This window comes from Limisphaera ngatamarikiensis, from assembly GCF_011044775.1.
Lineage (GTDB): Bacteria > Verrucomicrobiota > Verrucomicrobiia > Limisphaerales > Limisphaeraceae > Limisphaera > Limisphaera ngatamarikiensis.
The window spans coordinates 279,571-299,354 of the sequence record NZ_JAAKYA010000053.1; the positions used below are offsets into that span (position 1 = coordinate 279,571).

Below are 19,784 nucleotides of genomic sequence, written 5' to 3' on the forward strand. Positions count from 1 at the left end.
TCTAGCCCCCTGCTTTTTTGTATGGAACCGAACAAAGTCGCTACCCCTCCCCCCGAAACCAAGCTGCACTTCCTCGACTACTGGCGGATCATTCGGATCCGCAAGACGGTCATTCTCGCGGTCTTCTTCCTGGTGGTGCTGACGGCGGTCATCGTGACCTACATGATGCCCCAGCGCTACGCCAGCACCGCCCTGATCAAGGTCGAGCGCGACATTAGCGACATCCGGGGCTTTGTGGACCCGCTCTACAACCCGGGTTACGATCCCTACTTCATCGAGACGGAATTCCAGGTCATCAACTCCGAGGTCGTGCTCACCAACGTGGTCAACGAGCTCGATCTGATGCGGCGGTGGGGCGAAAAATACGCGGGCGGCGAGCCTCTGAAGATGACCGAGGCCCTGATGCTGCTCCGCAGCCGCATGGACCTCAGCCCGCGCCGGAACACCAGCATCATTGAGATCCGCGTGATCAGCGAAGATCCCCAGGAGGCGGCCGACATCGCCAACGCCGTGGCCCGCAGCTACGAACGGTACCGCATTGAGCAGCGCAAAAAGCTCAGCATGGGCGGTATTGCCGTCCTGGTGGACCGCTTGGAGGAGCACCAGAAACGAATCGACGAGACGCAGCGCGAGCTGGACCGGCTCCGGCGCGAACTGCAGATTTCCGACGTGGACGCGGCCGGGACCGGACCGAGTCTGTTGCTGGAGTCCGAGACCGTCCGGCGGATGGAGGCCCTGCGAATCGAAGCCAAATCCCAGTACGAGGCCGAAGCCAAGTTGCTCGAGCAACTCAAATCCGTACCGCGGGATCAGCTCCCGCAGGTCCTGTCCGCGGCCATGCGTGACGATCCCCAGTTGACCGAGCTGCTCCAGAGCCTCAACCTGGCTGAGCAAGCCCTGATCCAACTCCGCCGCGACTACGCCGATGAACACCCCACCGTGGTCACCGTGCGGAAGCAAATCGAGGATTTGAAGCGCAAGATTACCAACCGCGTGGATGGTTTGTTGTTGGGGCTGGAGGTCCGGGTTGCCTCGCTCAAGGAACGGCTCGATTCCATCGTGGCGGAGTTTGAGGAGGCCCGCCGCAAGGACATCGAAAAGGTCGAGAAAAGCCGGCCCTACTTTGAAAAGAAGCGGGAACTGGAGAACCTCGTTGCCTTCCAGAGGGTTCTGGAGAACAAGCTCAAGGCCGAGCGGATTGACGTGGACCTGCCCAAGACCGCGATGGTCACCATTGTGGAACAGGCCCAGCCCGGTCTTCGGCCCGTCCAGCCCAAGAAAGGCCTGAACATCGCCCTGGGGGTGATCTTCGGTCTGGTCGTGGGTGTGGGCCTTGCCTTCTTCATCGAGTACCTCGACACCAGCGTCAAGACCATTGACGACGTGGAACGCGCCCTGGGTGCGCCGGTGCTGGGCGTCATCCCCCAGAACGTCGGCCTGCTGCTGGAGGAGGGCGCCGAAAGCCCGCACGCGGAAGCGTACCGTGTCCTGCGGACCAACATCCTGTTCTCGCGGAAGGACGAGCGCCTGAACACCCTCGTGGTGGTGAGCGCCGGCGCCGGCGAGGGCAAGACCACCACCGTATTGAACCTGGCCACCGTGTTCGCCCAGAGCAATCAACGGGTCCTGATTGTGGACTCCGACCTGCGCCGGCCGGCGCTGCACAAGCGGCTCAAGGTCAGTAACGCGATCGGCCTGACCAACTACCTCCTGCGCCAGAACAAGCTCGAGGAGGTCATTCAAACCACCCAGTTGCCCACGCTCGACTTCATGCCCAGCGGCAAATTGCCCAGCAGTTCGCTTGGGATCCTCAGCTCACAAGCCATGCGCGAGCTGATCCAGGAACTGAAGCAGCGGTACGACTTCGTGTTCTTCGATTCGCCGCCCATCATGGGGGTGAGCGACGCCTCGATCCTGGCCAGCGAGGTGGACATGGCGCTCCAGGTCATCCAATACCGTCGCTACCCGCAGCCCATGAACATCCGGGCCAAGCAAATGATCGAAAAGGTGGGCGGCAACCTGGTGGGCATCGTCCTGAACAACATCAACCTTTCCCAGGACGAGAGCTATTACTACTACAGCGGCTACTACCACGATTACTACTACCGGAGCGACGATTCCGAGAAGTCCGACTCCGGCAAGGGCAGGGAGAAGACCGACAAGGCCGCGGGCGAACTTGCCCGAACCGAAATCAAACCCAAATACTAGGGCCGTCGGTTGAATCACATGGGAAGGGTTCGCATGAGCCACGCAGCACAGCGTTCCAAGGGATGGCATGTCCTCTTTTGTGGGCTGGTTTTGACCTGGTTCCTTTCGGGTTGCGGGACCCCGGAATCCGAAAGGGCGGCATTTCCGGAACCTGCCGTGGTTGGCGGGGGGGGCGGTGCGCCGGTGGCCCAGCCCCCGGCACTTTCCACCAACCGCACCGAGGTAATGGGTGCGGTGGAAAAATTCCGGATCGGCGACACGGTAACCGTGAACTTTTCGGGAGTGGATTCGCCTCCACCGCCGCACGAGGAGCGGATCAAGGAGGACGGCACCATTACGCTGCCGATGATCGGCTCGGTGATTGCCGCGGGGAAAACCGCGGGGGAACTGCAGAAGGAACTCCAGGAACGGTACTCCCGCTATTACACGCGCCTGACCGTGACGGTGAAGTCACTGGAACGATTTTATTATGTGGGCGGCGAGGTGCGGTCGCCGGGTCGTTACCCGTGGTTGGGCGAGCTGACCGTGACCCAGGCCATTCAATCCGCCGGCGATTTCACCGATTTTGCCCGCAAAACCCGGGTCCTGCTGGTGCGCGCCAATGGCCAGACCGAGGTGGTGGACTGTCGCAAGGCCATTGAACGGCCCGAGCTGGATCCCAAGGTCATGCCCGGCGACCGGATCCACGTGCCGCGGCGGTTTTGGTGATGATCGAGTTGGTGGGTCTGACCGACCCGGTTCGGGGGCGCCGTTATACCATCCGGCGCCTTCCGGCTTTTCTGGGTCGGAATCCGGACAGCGATGTGGCACTCGAAGCCCCGGGCGTCTGGGACCGGCATTTGCGGTTTGACTGGGATCGAACGCAGGGAATTCTCGTCAGCAGCCTGGGCGCGGCCGGTTTGTGGGTCAACGACCAGCCCGTGCGCGAGGCGCGGCTCCGAAACGGGGACATACTGACTGTCGGTGGTGTGCGGCTTCGCTTTCAGTTGTCCCCCACCAGCGTTCGTCCGCGGCTTGTTTCGAGCGCGGTGGCCTGGCTGGTGGTTTTCGGGGTCATGGCACTGGAGCTGTGGCTCATGGGCCGGGCCGGTGGTTGAGAACGCCCCGGTGGAGGCCATGGCCGGGATCAGTGCCGGAAGTGCCGGTACCCGGTGAACACCATGGCCATCCCGCGGGCGTCGGCCGCTGCGATCACCTCTTCGTCCCGCACCGAGCCCCCGGGCTGGATTGCAGCCGTGGCCCCGGCATCGGCCGCGGCGATCAACCCGTCCGGGAAAGGGAAAAACGCGTCGCTGCAAACCACACTGCCTTGCAGGGAGAGCCCCGCTTCCCGCGCCTTCCACACCGCAATGCGGCTGGCGTCCACCCGACTCATCTGGCCCGCGCCGATGCCCAGGGTCCGATCCGGCCCGGCGTAAACGATGGCGTTGGATTTGACGTGCTTGACCACGCGCCATCCAAACCGCAGCGCCCGCCACTCCTCTTCCGTCGGCGCCCGCCGCGTCACCACGCGCAGTTCCGCTGGCGGCGCGGGCACACGGTCGCGCGTCTGATGCAGCCACGATTCGAACCCGACACTGCGCGTTTCCCATTCGGGCGGGGGCGGCTGCGGTTTCAGTTGACGGACCAGGCGGAGGTTCTTGTTTCGCTGCAGGATCTGGAGGGCTTCCTCGGTGAATGCGGGTGCCACGATGACTTCGCTGAAAACCTCGGCGATTGCGGCCGCGCAATCGCCGTCCAGCGGCCGGTTCACCGCGATGATGCCACCGAAGGGGGCTTGTCGGTCGGTGGCCAGGGCCTTTTCCCATCCCTCCCGCAAGGTATTGCCCTGGCCCACGCCGCAGGGGTTGGTGTGTTTGAGAATCGCCACCGTGGGCGGGTCGTCGGCAAACTCGGCGATCAGCGATGCGGCGGCCGTCAGGTCCAGGATGTTGTTGTAGGAAAGCTCACGCCCGTGCAACTGGGTGAAATACTCGCCAAAACGGCCGTACAACGCGGCCGTCTGATGGGGATTCTCGCCGTACCGCAACCTCTGGACCCGGGGCGCGCTCAGCAGCAGAAGATCGGGCGGCGTCGGGGCGGCGGTCGGATCCAAGTTCCTTTGCGACAACCAGGCGTGGATGGCGGCGTCATAGGCCGCTGTGCGGGCAAAGACCTTGACCGCCAGTTGCCGGCGCAGTTCCGGGGTGGTTTGACCCGTCTGCCGGATCTCCCGGGCCACGACGTCGTAATCGGCCGGATCCACCACCACGGTCACGCTGGCGTGGTTCTTGGCCGCGCTGCGGAGCATGGCCGGGCCGCCGATGTCAATGTTCTCGATCGCCTCCTCGTACGTCACCCCTTCGCGGGCCACGGTCTGTTCGAACGGGTAAAGATTCACCACCACCAGGTCGATCGGCCGGATTCCGTGTGCGGCGACGGTGGCCTGGTGTTGGGGGTTGTCGCGCAGAAACAACAGCCCGCCGTGCACCTTGGGATGCAGCGTCTTCACCCGTCCATCCAACATCTCGGGGAACCCGGTGTAATCGCTGAGCTCGACCACCCGGATCCCCGCCTCCCGCAACACGCGGGCCGTGCCCCCGGTGGACAGGATTTCAACCCCGGCTTCCGCCAACGTCCGGGCAAAGGGCACCAGCCCGGTCTTGTCCCAAACCGAAATCAACGCTCGCTCGATCTTTCCCATGCGGCCATTCAAGGTCGGAAAGCCGCTCCGGGCCGTCAACCTCGGAGTCCCTGCGGTGCGACGGCCGGGTACATTCCGGACTCTGCCCCCGACCCTGTTTCGGGTGGGGCGTGGCATTTTCGGCGGGCGCTGCCGCTGTCTTCTCCGCAACCGCATCCATGGTGTTGACACCAATGGGGTGCAGAGTCCGGAGCACCGACTGCCGGGATCAGCGTTGTCGAAGTGGGAATCCGCGACCGATCCGGGGCTGCAAAAAACCGGAAGGCATCCGGGGCGGATCGACTGGCCCTTGCGCAGGTGGGCGCGGTGGCGGCGGAAAAGAAAGTTTTCCGGAGCATCGGGTGGGGCGTCCCTTTGGGTTGAGAGTGGCCCCTGCAAGGCCGGCTAATGGGAGGCTACTCGGCCGGGGTACCCTGCGGCCGGCAGACCTCTTTTGCCTCCTGACCGGGCCCGGGCCCCTGGACGCGCGAGCGGGATCGGTTTGTGTGTGCCCGCTCTTGACGAGCCTGCGCCGGGCAGGGTCACATGCCCAGCCCTCTGGCCTGCCTGCGAGGGCTTGCGAACCCGCCATACTGCCTTGCGAACCCGCCATGCTCCGTTTGTTTCCTCGTTGTGGGGGTGAACGGTGGCCCGGGGGAAGGGGCTTTGGAGGGCCCGGTGGCGCGGTCGCGGGTGGGTTGCAAAAAGGTATTGCGCGGAGTCGGGCAGGTGCTACATTGGCCGTCCGCTTTTTAAACGGAGCGGAGAAACCTTGGGCGAATTTGCAACGGACTGTTCTTTATGCCAGTACAACGGATTCGGATTCGGTTGAAGGCCTATGACCACCGGGTCATAGACCACTCGGCGCGCGAGATTGCCGAGACGGTCAAACGAACGGGTGCCCGTGTGGCGGGGCCCATCCCGCTGCCCACCAAGATTGAACGGTGGACGGTGCACCGTTCGCCGCACGTGGACAAGAAGTCCATGGAGACCTTCGAGCAGCGCACCCACAAGCGGCTCATTGACATCATTGAGCCCACTGCGCGGACCGTGGATGAGCTGAAGAAGCTGAACCTTCCGGCCGGGGTGGACATCACGATCAAGATTTGAACGGCCCGGCTGCAAACCTCCACGCTACGGATTGCCTTATGATTGGTCTGATTGGCAAGAAACTCGGCCAGACGCGGATTTACGACGCCAATGGCGTGCTCCAGCAGGTGACGATCGTGCTGGCCGGACCCAACCGGGTGCTGCAGTGCAAGACCAGGGAGACGGACGGTTACAATGCCGTGCAGTTGGCCTTTGGGGATCAGAAACTGCAGCGCATCAACAAGCCCCTGTTGGGGCATTTGAAGAAGTACGGCGTCAGCGTGCCGGACGGGGAACCGAAAAGCCCGGTCTTGTTGACGGCGGTGCAGCGGATTCGCGAGTTCCGGGATTTTTCGCTGCCGGTCAAGCCGGGGGACCTGATCGGGCCGGGGATCTTTGCTCCGGGCGATTATGTGGACGCCATTGGGATCACCAAGGGTCGCGGGTTTGAAGGCGTGGTCAAACGGCACGGGTTCCGCGGCGGCGACGCCTCGCACGGGGCGAAGGGATGGCATCGCCGGCCGGGTGCGATTGGCCAGCGTTTGTTTCCCGGAACGGTCCGGCGCGGGATGCGGATGCCGGGTCACATGGGCCAGGTGCGCCGCACGGTGCAGAACCTGGAGATCCTGCAGGTGCGCGAGCAGGAGAATTTGTTGTTGATCAAGGGGTCCATCCCCGGCGCCAACGGGGATTACGTGATCATTCGCGAGGCCAAGAAACGGCCGAAGGGCACGGCACGGCCGAAGTCGGCCGCGCCCGCCGCGGCGGCGGCCGAGGCCAAGCCGAAGGCGGCTGCCAAGCCGAAAGAGGCTGCCAAGAAAACCGCCAAGAAATAGCTAGCTTTGTCCCATGAAACTCGTTGTCAAAGACACCCTGGGCAAACCGCAGGGGGAACTGGAGGTGACCTTCCCGCTGGTGGAAGGGATGCGGGGGACGCAGGCCGTGCATGACGTTGTGGTGGCACACCTGGCCAATCGGCGTCGGGGCACGGCGTGCACCAAGACGATGGGCGAGGTGGCCGGCACCGGCAAGAAACCGTGGCGCCAGAAGGGGACCGGCCGCGCGCGCGCCGGTTCCTTCCAATCGCCCTTGTGGCGGGGCGGCGGCGTGGTGTTCGGTCCCAAGCCGCGGGATTTCTCGCTCAAGGTCAACGAGAAGACCAAGCGCCTGGCACTGCGCAAGGCGCTGACGGAAAGGCTGAAGGCGGGCGATGTGATTGTGGTGGACGAGCTTTCGCTGCCGAATCACAAGACCCGGAACTTCCTGAACGTGCTCAAGACGCTGGAGGTGAAGGGCACGGTGTTGGTGGTGGCCAGTCCGCCGGATCGGAACCTCCTGTTGGCCTCCAGGAACATCCCGTTTGTGGAGGTGACCACGGGTGAGAACCTGCACACGTACGACGTGTTGCGTCCGGACACGCTGCTGTTTACGCGGGCGGCGTTCGAAAAGGTGCAGGAACGTCTGCGCGAGGAGGAGTCCTGAGAGTGAATCCGGGGTCGGATGAGGTCCGGCCCGCAACCTGGTTCGTGAGCCATGAACAGCTTTGAGATCGTCAAAACAGTGCGCCTGACGGAGAAGGGCACCCGGCAGAGCGAGAATTACAACCAGTACACCGTGGTGGTGGATCGGCGGGCCAACAAGTACCAGATCCGGAAGGCCGTCGAGGAACTGTTCAAGGTCAAGGTGGTGCGGGTGAACACGATGAACGTGCGTGGGAAGCTGCGCCGCCAGAGAACCCATCAAGCGGGCAAATCGCCCGACTGGAAGAAGGCGATCGTCACCCTCAAGGAGGGCGACAAGATCATTTTGACCTGACCTGTGTCTGCGCGGCCCTGGCCGTGCAGCAGGTTCGTTTTTTGGAGGCCCGACCCGCCGGGGTCGGGCCTTTTCGTTGCGTTTTGCGCCCGGGCCGCCCCGGGCACGACCGCAAGCGGGACGGGGATGGCGCCCGGTTTCGGCGTTGGCCGCGCGACCCGGGTGCGGTATGGTGGGTTTGTGTCGCCCGTACGGATCCTGATCGACGGTTACAGTCTGCTGCATCAGTGGCCGGAGCTGGCTCCCGGTTCGCCGCGGCATTCGGCCCGGGCGCGCGACGCGCTCATCCAGGTGTTGACCCGGTATCAGGACGCCACGGGCACCCCGGTGACGGTTTTCTTCGATGCCCGGAACCGTCGGGGACCGGCTCCGCCCCGGGACCCGGCGGCCATTGAGGTGCTGTATTCGGAGCCCGGGCAGACTGCAGACGCGCTGATTGAGCGGGCTGCGGCGCGATTGGTGGCGTGGGGCGAGGTGTTGGTGGTCACGGAAGATGTGGCCGAGCGCCAGACGGTGGAGGCTTTTGGTGCCTGGACGTGGTCCTGCCAGGAGTTCATCCGCCATCTCCGGAGCACACTGGAGGAGCAGCGCACTCGGTTGGAACAACTCAACCGGCGTGACCAGGCGCGGTTTCGGAATCGCCGATGATGGAACGCACGCTTCCGCGACACTTCCGACGGAACGGCCGGCGCCGGTGGTTTGCCGGTCTGACCGGTTGGATGGGGCTGTTTCTCCTGGTATCGCTTGTCCCGGCTAGGGCCGGTGCGCCGTCACGGGAGGGGCGATGGTTGCTGGCCATCGAGACCTCGGCGGACATGGCACCGCGCCGCGCGGCTCTGGAGGCCGCGCTGGAACAGCTGGTGCGTTCCGGATTTGACGGGCGTTTGCGGCCGGGGGATACGATCGGGGTCTGGACGTTTCACCACACGGTGACCACGGGTCAGTTCCCGCTTCAGACGTGGCGGACGGAGGCAGCGGCGGACATTTTGCGCTTGCTGAGGACGTTTCTGGCGTCGAGGTCATGGGAGCATCGTGGGGAACCGAGTGTGGTGGTTCCTCTGGCCGAGGCCGTGTCCGCGACGTCCGAGCGGTTCAATCTGATCATCCTATGCACCGGGGAACGGCCCGTGGCAGGCACGCCGTTCGATGCCGGGATTAAGGAGGCAATGGAGCGAATGCGGCGGGTGCAGCGGCGCGCCCGGCAACCGGTGGTGGTGGTTTTGCGAGCTGAAGGGGGTCGGTGGCTGAGCTGGGCCGTGGGCCAGCCGCCCTGGCCCGTGACGATGCCCGAAACGCCGGGTGACCGTCTCGCGGCCGGGGTCGCCGGTTCAGGTTCATCGGCCGGGCTATCGGACAGGGAGGTGGGCCGGCAAACGGCACCCGATGAGAACCAGGGCAGGGATCAGTCGCCCCGGCAGGGAAGCGAGGGAGGCCCGGTAGAGCCGGCGGTTGGCGCGGTAACAACCTCCGGGGCTGCGCACGCACAGGCTACAGGGACAGTGGAAGGTTCGGCAGCCCGTGGCCAGCCCGCCCCCTCCGTGGCCATGCCGGAGCCAGCGACGGGGTCGCCCGGCTCGGGGCAGGTCCGGACGTCAGAAGGAGGGGAGAAGGCGTTGGAACCCTTGGTTTCCCTGGTGGCCCCAACAGCGGAGGGAGCTGGTGCGACGGTGAAGTCGGCGGCGGCGCCGGTTCAAGAGGGGAGGGGCGGCGTACCGGAGGGACAGTTGCGTTCGGAAACATCTGCGGCCGGGCGTGGCAGTGAAGGGCGGGGAAGCGGGCAGGTTGGGATTGCACCGGGTCAAGTCGAGGTGCCGACTTCTGACGGCGTGTCCGTGCGTGGTTCTGGAGCGCCGGCCGGGTCGGTGGGGGCTGAGAAAAACGGGCCCGGGCCCCTGCAGGGCACTCGTGTAACAGCGGTTGCCCGGTCGGGAGCCGCGCGTGCGGGCGGGGAAACGGCGTCGGTTGAGAAGACCGCTTCGGCGGAGGAACGGGCGGTTGGGGGAAGGGCCGAACAGCGTTCGGTGCCGGCAGGTGACCCCGCTGCAGAGGCGGTGGAACGGTTCCGGGTGGAACGGTCCGAACCGGCGGGGGCCCGGCGGGGAGCTGACGGGTCTGAGACGGGTGGGTCGGCCGTGGCGGCGACGACGCAGACGGGTGCGGCCAGGGTGTCGTTGGCCGAGGGTCCACCGGGTCCGACCCGTGGGGGGCGTGGCGGGCTGTTCCTCTGGAGCGGTGTGTTCTGTTTGGCTGGGGCGGGGGTGTTGTTGTGGGTTTATCGGCGGGGACGGATTCCGCGCCGCGGCAGCCTGATTACGGAATCGATGGATCGGCGTCCTCCTCCGGGTCCGATCGGTACGGGCCTTTGAGTTTTCAGGGGTGCACCTGTCGGCGGCGGCCGGGTGGATCGGTTTTGTGCAGCGAGCGGCGTGAAAAAGTGCTTTCGCGCGGTGTTTGGGTGACTACGCTGGCGGTGGCGCAGGTTTTGTGGGTTGCCGTGGCGTTGCTCCGTGGCGTGCTGTTTGTGGAGCCGCCCGGGCGGCCCTTCCTGCGGAAACGCGTCCTGCAACCGAACGGAAAGAGAGCACTCGCCATGAGAAACTCGCGTGGTTTGGGCACGTCCCTTCTTCTGGGCCTGATTGTGGGCTGGCTGGGTCCGGTGTGGCATGGACACGGGGCTGCCGGTTCCGTGCGTGTGACCGGGTTGCGCTGCGAATACCAGGCCGAGCCGTTGGCGGTGCAAACGGCGCGGCCGCGTTTGAGCTGGCGGTTGGAGGCTCCGGACCGTTTGCGGGGTGTGCGGCAGACGGCCTGGCAGGTGTTGGTGGCTTCCCGCGAGGACCTGTTGAAACGCGACGTGGGGGATCTTTGGGACAGCGGCAAAGTGGCCGGGGATGAGACCCTGCACATTGAGTATGGCGGGCGACCGCTCCGGACAGCGCAGACGGTGTTCTGGAAGGTGCGGGCATGGGATCAGGAGGGCCGGCCCACCCCATGGAGCGAACCGGCCCGCTGGACCATGGGCGTGTTGGACCCGGGGGATTGGAGGGCGCAATGGATCGGGTTTGATGCTGATGCGTTGCTTGAACCGTGGCAGGCCCGGTTGGAGGAATCCCTGAAGCTGGAGGGGGCGGTATGGATCTGGTTGCCGGGGGCCAAACCGGGTGAACAACCGCCGGGCGACGCCTTTTTCCGGAAGCGGTTCGAAACCCTGCCGGGCCAGAGCGTGCGCCGGGCGGTGATGGTTGTGACCGCCGATGACGCTTTCACCCTGTTTGTGAACGGGCAGGAGGCGGGGCATGGTTCCAATTGGCGCACGCTTGCCACGTTGGATGTGACCGATCGGATTCGTCCGGGCACCAACATCCTGGCCATCCGCGCGCGCAACGGGGGCGCAAATCCCACGCCGGCCGGTTTGGTGGGGCGACTGGTGGTGGTCTATGAAAGCGGAGCCACCCAGGTGATCCCGGTCGACGGCACATGGCGCAGTGGCCCGCGCGCGCCCGAGGGTTGGGCCACCGCGGCGGACGACCCGGCCGACTGGCAGGCTGCCGCAGAGGTGGGGCGATTCGGTGAGGCTCCCTGGGGACAGGTCCAACGGACCGAATCCGGCATGGGTCCGGCGGTGTACCTGCGGAAATCGTTTGTGGTGGGGCGACCCATCCGGCGCGCCGTCCTGTTTGCCTCCGCCCTCGGCGTGTACGAGCTGCACGTGAATGGTCAGACCCCCGACCGCGACGTGCTGTCGCCGGGCTGGACCGATTACCACAAGCGCGTGCATTACCGGGGATACGACGTCACCGCGCTGCTGCGCAGGGGTGAGAACGTGCTGGGAGCGATCCTGGGCGACGGCTGGTACGCCAGTTACCTCGCCTTCACCGGCCGGCGTCATTACTACGGCGACCGCCCGCGGTTTCTTGCCCAGTTGCACATCGAGTACGGGGACGGATCCACCGAGGTGGTGGTGACGGACGGTTCGTGGAAGGCCGCGCACGGCCCGATTCGCGAAGCCGACCTGCTGATGGGTTGCGTCTATGATGCCCGGTTGGAGATGCCGGGCTGGGACCGCCCGCGTTTCAAGGACGAAGGTTGGCAACCTGTGACGGTGGACCGGCGTGTCCAGGTGCTGTTGACGGCCCATCCCGGACCGCCGATTCGCCGCGTGGAGGAGATCCGGGCCCTCAAGGTCACCGAACCCAGGCCGGGTGTGTACATTTTCGACCTGGGCCAGAACATGGTGGGTTGGGTGCGTTTGCAGGCGCGGGGTCGGCCGGGCCAGAAGGTCGTGGTGCGGCATGGCGAGATGCTGAACCCGGACGGCACGTTGTACACGGAGAATCTGCGCGCCGCACGCGCCACCGACACGTACTATCTGGCCGGGTCCAGGCGCCGGGCCTACGAGCCGTACTTCACGTTTCATGGGTTCCGGTATGTTGAGGTGACCGGTCTGGAGGAACGTCCGTTGCCGTCGGATGTGACGGGGATTGTGGTGCATTCGGACCTTGCCCGGGCCTCGGCCTTTGAGTGCTCCGAACCGCTGGTGAATCGGCTCGTCTTGAACACGCTCTGGAGTCAGAAGGGCAATTTCCTCGATGTGCCCACCGATTGTCCCCAGCGGGATGAGCGGGCCGGTTGGACCGGCGACGCCCAGGTCTTCATGAAAACCGCCTGTTACAACATGGACGCGCCGGCCTTTTTCACCAAGTGGCTGGTGGATTTGTGCGAGGATTCGCAGCGCGAGGACGGTGCGTTCGGGGACGTGGCCCCGCACATCAACGTGGTGGGTTTTGGCAACACCGGTTGGGCCGATGCCGGGCCGATCTGCAACTGGCAGATGTGGCGGATGTACGGCGACGTGCGGGTGCTGGAACGGCATTATCCGGCCCTGCAGCGGTACATGCAGTTCCTGGAGCGGACCAGCACGAATCACGTCCGAGGCACCGGCGCATACGGCGACTGGCTGCGTCTGGCCGGTCCCCAGCATTCCGAGGTCATCGGCACGGCGTACTACTTTTACACCACCCGCGTCATGGCCGAGATCGCGTCGGCCCTGGGACGAACCAATGATGCGGCCCGGTATGCGCAACTGGCCGGCCAGATCGGCGGGACCTTTGTCCAGCGATTCATTCGGGAGGACGGGCGCATCGTGGACGGCAGGGGCGAGACGGGTCAGACGTTTTACGCCCTGGCCTTCGGGCTCGGGTTGGTCCCGGACAACCTGAAGGAACGCGTGGCCCGTGCCTTTGTGAAGACCGTGGAGGAACAGAACTGGCATTTGGCCACCGGTTTTTTGGGTACGCCCCTGGTCCTGTTTGCGCTGGAGAAGGCCGGGCATCCGGAGCTGGCCTGGCGCATGGTGCTCAACAAGACCTATCCGTCCTGGCTGCAGCAGGTCCTTTGGGGCGCCACCAGCATGTGGGAACGCTGGGACGGGTGGACACCTGAACGCGGGTTTCAGGATCCCGGCATGAATTCCTTCAACCATTACTGGCTGGGCTGTGTGGGTGAGTGGCTTTACAGCCGGGCGGCGGGCATCGACACCGAGGGCCCGGCATTCAAGACGATGCGGATCCGGCCGTTGATCCCGCGGTCGAGTGAAGGTCTGGAGTGGGTGCAGGCCCATTACGATTCCATTCGCGGACGGATTGAAAGCCGTTGGCGCCGGCAGGGTGAGCGAGTGGAGCTGGAAGTGGTGGTGCCTCCGAACACAACAGCCCTGGTTCACGTCCCGGCTCGATCGCCGGATGACGTGCGCGAGGGAGGTCGGCCCCTGACACAGGCGCCCGGGATCAGCGTTGTGGACCGGAGCGGAGACGAGGTGATTCTGCAGGTGGGTTCGGGCCGGTACCGTTTCACTTCGCGGTTGTAGCTCCGGCGGTGCGGTTCGATGTGCCCGGCACCGCGTTGCGTGCGCGAGGTGCCCTTTTGAGGTACTTGCCGGGGTTGGTGACCACCGACGGCGGGTTTGAGCGGTGGGCGGGTGGTGGGGCGCCTGTTCAGCGGGCGGTTTGTGCGCTTGCCCGGAGCCCGGTCGGAGGGACCCATCGTGGGTGCGGCTGAAGGGGCGTATGTCCGGACGCTGCGAACGAGGTCGCGGGCGCCGGGGCTGCAGTTCACTCCGATTGGGTTGCACGAGCGGGCGGGGAGGGCCGGGTCGGCGGGGATCCGACCCGGCCCTCTGCGAGTTGGCGGGAGGCGGCCGGGCGCATGGTTGAGGCGGCGTTCCCTGGCGCCGCCGCCTCTTCCGGGCGGGACTTGCGTGCAGCCATGGCCCCGGCCGCCAGTTTGGCGCGCCGGAAGACAACGTGGCGCAAAGGAGGTGGAACCTGCGAGGCTTGGGAGGTCTCCGGAGGTCCGGCCGGGGTTGGGAGCCGGGCGGGAGACGCGACATTGACCATCGTCGATGGTTTTGCAAGGCTGGGCCGGTCTTTTTGGGGTGCCGATGAACATTGGGTTGTTGAGCCACGAGATTGCTGTGGTTGTGTTGGGGGTTTTGCTGCTGCTGGCGGACCTGTGGCTGCCGGCGCGGTACCGACGTGCACTGGGTTGGTCGGCTGCGGCGGGTTTGAGTGCGCTGCTGGTGTTGAGCTGTCTGGGTGCATTTGGGTTGGACGCCACCGGCACGGCCTTTGGAGGGATGTTCGTTCAGGACGAACTGGCACTGTTTTTCAAGCGTCTGTTCCTGCTGACGGGGGCGTTGGTGGTGGGGATGGCGGTGGAATATACGGACCGGCTCCGCAGCGGCATTTCGGAGTACTACGTGCTGGTGTTGTTTGCATTGACGGGGATGATGCTGGCGGCGTCGGCACGGGATCTGGTGTTGTTGTTCGTTTCGGTGGAACTGATGACGGTGTCGTTTTACGTGTTGACGGCTTATGAGCGGACGCGGCGGGCCTCGGTGGAGGCGGGGGTGAAGTACCTGATTTTGGGGGCGTTGTCGTCGGCGTTTTTGGTGTTGGGGATTGCGTTGTTGTGGGGTGTGACCGGTCGGTTGCAATTCCCGGAGCTGGCGATGGTGTCGGCCCGGTACGCGGAGCATCCGTTGTTCCTTGCGGGGGCGGCGCTGGTGTTGTCGGGACTGGGTTTCAAGCTGGCGGCGGTGCCGTTCCAGGTCTGGGCGCCCGACGTGTATGAGGGGTCGCCGACGCCGACGACGGCCCTGCTGGCGGCCGGTTCGAAGGCGGCGGGGATGGTGTTGTTGTTGCGGTTGTTGTTTACGGGTCTGCCGGGGTTGTGGGAGCGGGCGGAGGTGATGACGCTGCTGATGGTGGTTTCGGGCGCCACGATCCTGTACGGGAACCTGGGTGCGCTGGGGCAGCGGAACCTGAAACGTTTGCTGGGGTATTCGAGTATCGCGCATGCGGGGTATTTGTTGCTGGGGGTGTGTGCGCTGAGCGGGGCGGGACAGGCGGCGGTGCTGTTTTATCTGGTGGCCTATGCGCTGACGGTGGTGGGGGCGTTTTTGGTGGTGGTGCTGGTGCTGCGGCATACGGGCACGGAGGACGTGACGGGTCTGGCGGGGTTGCATGAACGGTCGCCGTTTCTGGCCGCCACGGTGGCGCTGGCAATGGTCTCGCTGGCTGGCGTGCCGCCGTTGGCCGGGTTTTTTGGGAAGTTCCTGCTGATCCGGTCGGTGGTGGAACAGGTGTCACAGCATCCGGGCTACGGTGTGCTCGCGGCGGTGGCGGTGGTGGGCGTGGTGATTTCGATCTACTACTATTTCCGCGTGATCCGTGTGATTTACTGGGAACCGGCGGCTGCGGAGGCGGCTCCGGTGGTGGTGCCGCAGGCGTTGCGGTTTGCGGCGGCGTTGTGTCTGGTGGGAATGCTGTATTTGGGATTGTTCCCGGGCCGGGTGTTGGGTTGGGCGGAACAGGCGTCGCGGGTGCTGGCGTTTTGACGGGCCGGGACGGCGGGGCGATGTGAGGACGTGTTGGTGCGGATTGGGCTCCCGTGGAGGTGACGGGTTGGTGTTTCACGGCGCGGATTCGGGGAGGTGGGCGGGTGTGGCCTGGGCCGGGGGCGCGTGATGAGCGCGGGGCACGGGTTTGAGTCGTCCTTGGCGGGTGAAGGATTGCGGGGCCATACTGGGCTGTGTCCGCGCGTGGAGATGGAACGGTGCAATGTGGTGAGGTGGGCCTGAAACGGGGCGTGGCGCAGGTCCGGGGTTGGCCGTATGATGGCTGCGCCCCTGTGAGTTGCCAACCTTTTGAGAGGTTCTCCTGCGGTTGGATTTGGCTGCTGGGATTGTTGTGGTTTGCGCTGACGGGTGTGGTGCGAGGTGGTCCGGGTTCGGGCAGTTCCATGCCGGTTGCCCCGGGGGATCCGTCCGGCGGGGAGGATGCGGAAGAGGTGGAGATTGCCGGCACGGTGTTGTGGTCGGACCCGGGGCTGCGTCGGTTGGTCTTGTGGGACGGTGAGGCCGTGCGTTTGTGGGAGGTGGACTGGGGGGACGAACCATGGGCGCCGGGGACACGGGTGCGGGGTGGGGGTCGGGCCCTGGTGGAGCGTCGCGGTGATTGGACGCGGGTGGGGTCGGTGGGTTGGGTGGTGGACAACGACGGTGTTCACGCGACGCTGGCCAGGTCGGGTCGGGTGTACCTGCCGGCCGGGCGGCATCCGTTCCGGTTGGAATGGTTCAATGCGGCGGATGCGTTGGAACTGGCGTTGGAATGGCGTGGTCCGCGGGTTCCGGCCGGGCCGGTACCGGCGGATCGGTTCTGGTATCGGGAGGTTGGTCCGGGGGGTGCGGAGGTTTGGCGACCCGGGTTGCGTTACGAAACGTTTGTTGTGACGGGTGAGCGGTTGCCCGGGGATGGAGAGGATCGGGAGCGTCTGACCGGTGGTGTGAGCCGAGGTTTGACGTTGGAGGTGTTGCCGCGTCGGGAGCGGGTGGGCCTGGCGTTTGAGGGTTTTTTGGACGTACCCGAGGCAGGGGTGTGGGAGTTTACGTTGCGGTCGGATGACGGGAGCCGGTTGGTTGTGGGGGATCGCGCGTTGCGGTGGGAGGTGTTGGGGGAGGGGGCCTTGCCGGAGCCGCGGATGGTTTGGGCGGGGCAGCCGTTGGAGGAGGGGGTGAAGCCGTTTTGGGCGGTGGTTGAAGGTCGGGTGGACTGGGTTACTCGATCGGGTCGGAGTCTGTGGTTGGGGTTGCGGTCGGGATCAGGTCGGTTGGAAGCGGAGTGGTTGGAGGCGGGGGATCTGGCGGGGTTGGAGTGGATGGAGCGTTGGGTGCGGTTGAGAGGGGTTTGTTTGCCGGTGCGTGGCCGGGACGGTCCGTTGGTGGCAGGTCGTTTGTTGGTTTGGGGGTCTGGCGTTGGGGGTGGGGTTGTGTTGTTGGATGAGGGGGCGGGCGAATTGGCGGTTGGGGAGCCGGTGTTGCGGACAGGGGCTGCGGTGCATGGGTTGACCCGGGAAGAGGCGGCGCGCGGGTACCGGGTGCGGATTCAGGGGACGGTTACCTGTGTGTTGCCGGAGCATCAGGCGGTGGTGGTACACGATGGCACGCGCGGGTTGTACGTGGTGGATCGGTCGGGTCGGGGTGAAGGTTTGCCAAAGCTTGGGGACCGGGTGGAGTTGGAGGGGGTGACTGATCCCGGGTTGTTTGCGCCGATGGTGTATGCGGGGCGTTTGGTTGTGACGGGGACGGGTGTGTGGCCGGAGCCTGTGGCAGCGGGTTGGGAACCGTTGGTGAGCGGGAGTCTGGACGCGCAATGGGTGGAGCTGCGCGGCTGGGTGACAGGTGTGCGGTCCAACAGTGTGTCGGTGCTGTTGCGGGAGGGCTTGTTGGAGGTGGAGTTGCGGTTGCGGGACGGGTCCTGTCAGGCTTCGAAGGAATGGGAGGACGCGCTGGTGCGGATGCGCGGTTGTTTGTTTGCTTCGTGGGATTATCAGACGCACCAGGTGCGTGCGGGCGCGGTGCGGTTGTATGGGGCGGAGGTGTGGGTGGAACAGCCGCCGCCGCGGGATCCGTTTGATCTGCCGTTGAAGAGTGTGACGGCGTTGCGGTTGTTTGATCCCGGGGCCGGTCTGTTTCAGCGGGTGCGGGTGATGGGTCAGGTGTGTTTGCAGGATGGTCAGGAGCTGTTTTTGCGGGATGGCGGGGCTGCGGTGCGTGCGTGGTTGAAGGGGGAGGGGCCGGTGTTGGCGCCGGGTGCGGTGGTGGAGGTGGTGGGGTTTCCGGATGTGTCCGGCCCGGGCGCCCCGGTGTTGCGGCATGCGAGTGTGCGTGTGACGGGGCAGGAGGCACTGCCGGAGCCCGGGGTATTGCCCGAGGGCGAATGGGATCCGACGGGGTTGGACGGGCGCCGGGTGCGTGTGGAGGGGGTGTTGGTGGAGCGGCGCCCGTTGGAGCGGAGCTGGTCCCTGGTGGTGCAGCGCGGGTGGCGCACGTTGTTGGTGCGCTGGGTTCGGGAGGATGCGCCGCCGGAGGTGGCGCCGGGCAGTCGTGTATTGTTGACGGGTGTGCTGGCGCTGAGCCCGGCGGGCTTGCCGGGTTTGGCGCGGCCGGGCGGGTTTGAACTGCGGATGGGGCCGGCGGACGGTTTGGTGGTGGTGGCGCGGCCGCCGTTTTGGACGTTGGAACGGTTGCTGGTGGCGGTGGGGGTGTTGGCGGGAGTGTTGTTGTTGGCGACGCTGTGGATTACGCAGTTGCGCCGGCAGGTGGAGCGGCGGGGCGCGGCCTTGGAACGGGAGATCCGGGCACGGCAACGGTTGGAGCAGCAGCAGGCGCTGGAGCAGGAACGGGCACGGGTGGCGCGGGATCTGCACGACGAGCTGGGGTCGGATCTGACGGAGATTGCCATGCTGCTGGCACGGGCCCAGTCACCGCAGGCAACGCCGGAGCGGTGTCGGGATTACCTGGCGCAGGCGACGCAGAAGGCACGACAGATGGTGACGGCGCTGGATGAGATTGTCTGGGCGATGAATCCGCGACATGACTCGGTGGGGTCGCTGGTGAGTTATTTGTGTCTGCATGCGGACCGGTTTCTGAGCCTGGCGGGGATTTCGTGGCGGCTGGAGGAGGGTCGGGCGCCTGCGGATTTGCCCGTGGACTCGCCGCGGCGTCATCATTTGTTTCTGGCGTTCAAGGAAGCGTTGACGAATGTGGTGCGGCACTCGGGTGCCAGCGAGGTCTGGTTCCGGTTGGACGCGGAGGGGGATGAGCTGGTGCTGACGGTCCACGATAACGGACGGGGTTTGCCGCGGGAACGGTCGGAACCGGGCATGGACGGGCTGGCGAATTTGCGGGTGCGGTGCGAGAGGCTGGGCGGGCGTTTGGAGGTGGAGAGTGCGGCGGGGCAGGGTACGACGTTGCGGTTGTGTCTGCCGCTGGGGCAACGGTCATGACCAGGGTGGCGATTGTCGAGGACAACCGGGTGATCCGGGAGAGTTTGGTGGAGTTTGTGGAGGCGGAACCGGACTTCCGCGTGGTTTGCGCCTGCGCCACCGCGGAGGAGGCGTTGCGGCTGATTCCGAAGCACGCGCCGGAGATTGTGCTGATGGACATTCAGTTGCCGCAGCAGTCGGGCATCGAATGCACGGCGCGCCTGAAGCAGTTGCTGCCGGAGGTGCAGATCATTATGGTGACGGTGTACGAGGACACCGACCGGATTTTCCGGGCGTTGCGGGCGGGGGCGTGCGGGTATTTGCTGAAGCGGTGCACGCCGGAGGAGTTGCGGGCGGCGATCCGGGAGGTTTGCCAGGGCGGGGCACCGATGTCGCGTGAGATTGCGCGGAAGGTGATCGCGTCGTTTCAGGAGCCGGTGACGGCGGCGGCGCAGGTGGCGGAACTGTCGCCCCGCGAGCGGGAGATCCTGGAACTTCTGGCGGCGGGGTATCCGAACAAGGAGATTGCGGCGCGGCTGGGTCTGACCGACGGGACGGTGCGCTGGCATTTGCGGCACGTGTATCACAAGTTGCACGTCCGTTCGCGGATGGAAGCGGCGTTGAAGTTTCGGTCGGCGACCGGCGGTTGAGGCACCGGATCGGTTCGGGCGGGGGATGCAGGGGA

Annotated in this window: 13 protein-coding genes; 12 read left to right on the plus strand and 1 reads right to left on the minus strand. The window is 65.5% G+C overall.

Annotation, left to right across the window (positions count from 1 at the left end; all coding sequences use genetic code 11):
* The first annotated feature begins 21 nt into the window (after positions 1–21).
* Genes G4L39_RS09010 through G4L39_RS09020 form a run of 3 tightly spaced genes read left to right on the plus strand, consistent with a single transcriptional unit; the run spans position 22 to position 3,305 of the window.
* On the plus strand, positions 22–2,208 hold the full coding sequence (locus G4L39_RS09010) for a GumC family protein (RefSeq protein ID WP_165107596.1): 2,187 nt from the start codon (positions 22–24) through the stop codon (positions 2,206–2,208).
* Between the two features lie 33 nt (positions 2,209–2,241).
* Positions 2,242–2,916 carry a polysaccharide biosynthesis/export family protein gene (locus G4L39_RS09015; protein WP_165107598.1) on the plus strand — a complete coding sequence of 225 codons (675 nt, stop codon included), beginning with the start codon at positions 2,242–2,244 and terminating at the stop codon, positions 2,914–2,916.
* The gene (locus G4L39_RS09020; protein WP_165107599.1) at positions 2,916–3,305 is read left to right on the plus strand and encodes an FHA domain-containing protein; all 390 of its coding nucleotides are present in this window, start codon (positions 2,916–2,918) and stop codon (positions 3,303–3,305) included. Before G4L39_RS09015 ends, G4L39_RS09020 begins: the two co-directional genes overlap by 1 nt.
* A gap of 29 nt (positions 3,306–3,334) precedes the next feature.
* On the opposite strand, the gene purH is transcribed toward G4L39_RS09020, so the two are convergent.
* Positions 3,335–4,891 (minus strand): bifunctional phosphoribosylaminoimidazolecarboxamide formyltransferase/IMP cyclohydrolase, encoded by a 1,557-nt coding sequence (purH, locus tag G4L39_RS09025; protein ID WP_165107600.1) that lies wholly within the window; start codon positions 4,889–4,891, stop codon positions 3,335–3,337.
* 780 nt (positions 4,892–5,671) lie between these two features.
* Here purH and rpsJ point away from each other — a divergent pair.
* The 9 genes from rpsJ to G4L39_RS09070 all read left to right on the plus strand — a co-directional run bounded on the left by rpsJ (position 5,672) and on the right by G4L39_RS09070 (position 19,749).
* On the plus strand, positions 5,672–5,980 hold the full coding sequence (gene rpsJ / locus G4L39_RS09030; RefSeq protein WP_165107602.1) for a 30S ribosomal protein S10: 309 nt from the start codon (positions 5,672–5,674) through the stop codon (positions 5,978–5,980).
* Positions 5,981–6,018: 38 nt separating this feature from the next.
* On the plus strand, positions 6,019–6,795 hold the full coding sequence (gene rplC, locus G4L39_RS09035) for a 50S ribosomal protein L3 (protein ID WP_165107603.1): 777 nt from the start codon (positions 6,019–6,021) through the stop codon (positions 6,793–6,795).
* Positions 6,796–6,808: 13 nt separating this feature from the next.
* Positions 6,809–7,441, plus strand: coding sequence for a 50S ribosomal protein L4 (rplD, locus tag G4L39_RS09040; protein WP_165107605.1), 633 nt, complete (start codon positions 6,809–6,811; stop codon positions 7,439–7,441).
* A 51-nt stretch (positions 7,442–7,492) separates the two neighbouring features.
* A complete protein-coding gene (gene rplW / locus G4L39_RS09045; RefSeq protein ID WP_165107606.1) occupies positions 7,493–7,774 on the plus strand; it encodes a 50S ribosomal protein L23 in 282 nt (93 codons plus the stop codon).
* 180 nt (positions 7,775–7,954) lie between these two features.
* A complete protein-coding gene (locus G4L39_RS09050; protein ID WP_165107608.1) occupies positions 7,955–8,422 on the plus strand; it encodes an NYN domain-containing protein in 468 nt (155 codons plus the stop codon).
* A 1,942-nt stretch (positions 8,423–10,364) separates the two neighbouring features.
* Positions 10,365–13,640, plus strand: coding sequence for a family 78 glycoside hydrolase catalytic domain (locus G4L39_RS09055; RefSeq protein ID WP_165107610.1), 3,276 nt, complete (start codon positions 10,365–10,367; stop codon positions 13,638–13,640).
* A 573-nt stretch (positions 13,641–14,213) separates the two neighbouring features.
* Positions 14,214–15,671 (plus strand): NADH-quinone oxidoreductase subunit N, encoded by a 1,458-nt coding sequence (locus G4L39_RS09060; RefSeq protein ID WP_165107612.1) that lies wholly within the window; start codon positions 14,214–14,216, stop codon positions 15,669–15,671.
* A 218-nt stretch (positions 15,672–15,889) separates the two neighbouring features.
* Positions 15,890–19,120 (plus strand): ATP-binding protein, encoded by a 3,231-nt coding sequence (locus G4L39_RS15800; RefSeq protein WP_165107614.1) that lies wholly within the window; start codon positions 15,890–15,892, stop codon positions 19,118–19,120.
* Positions 19,117–19,749, plus strand: coding sequence for a response regulator (locus G4L39_RS09070; protein WP_165107615.1), 633 nt, complete (start codon positions 19,117–19,119; stop codon positions 19,747–19,749). Before G4L39_RS15800 ends, G4L39_RS09070 begins: the two co-directional genes overlap by 4 nt.
* Positions 19,750–19,784: the final 35 nt, after the last annotated feature.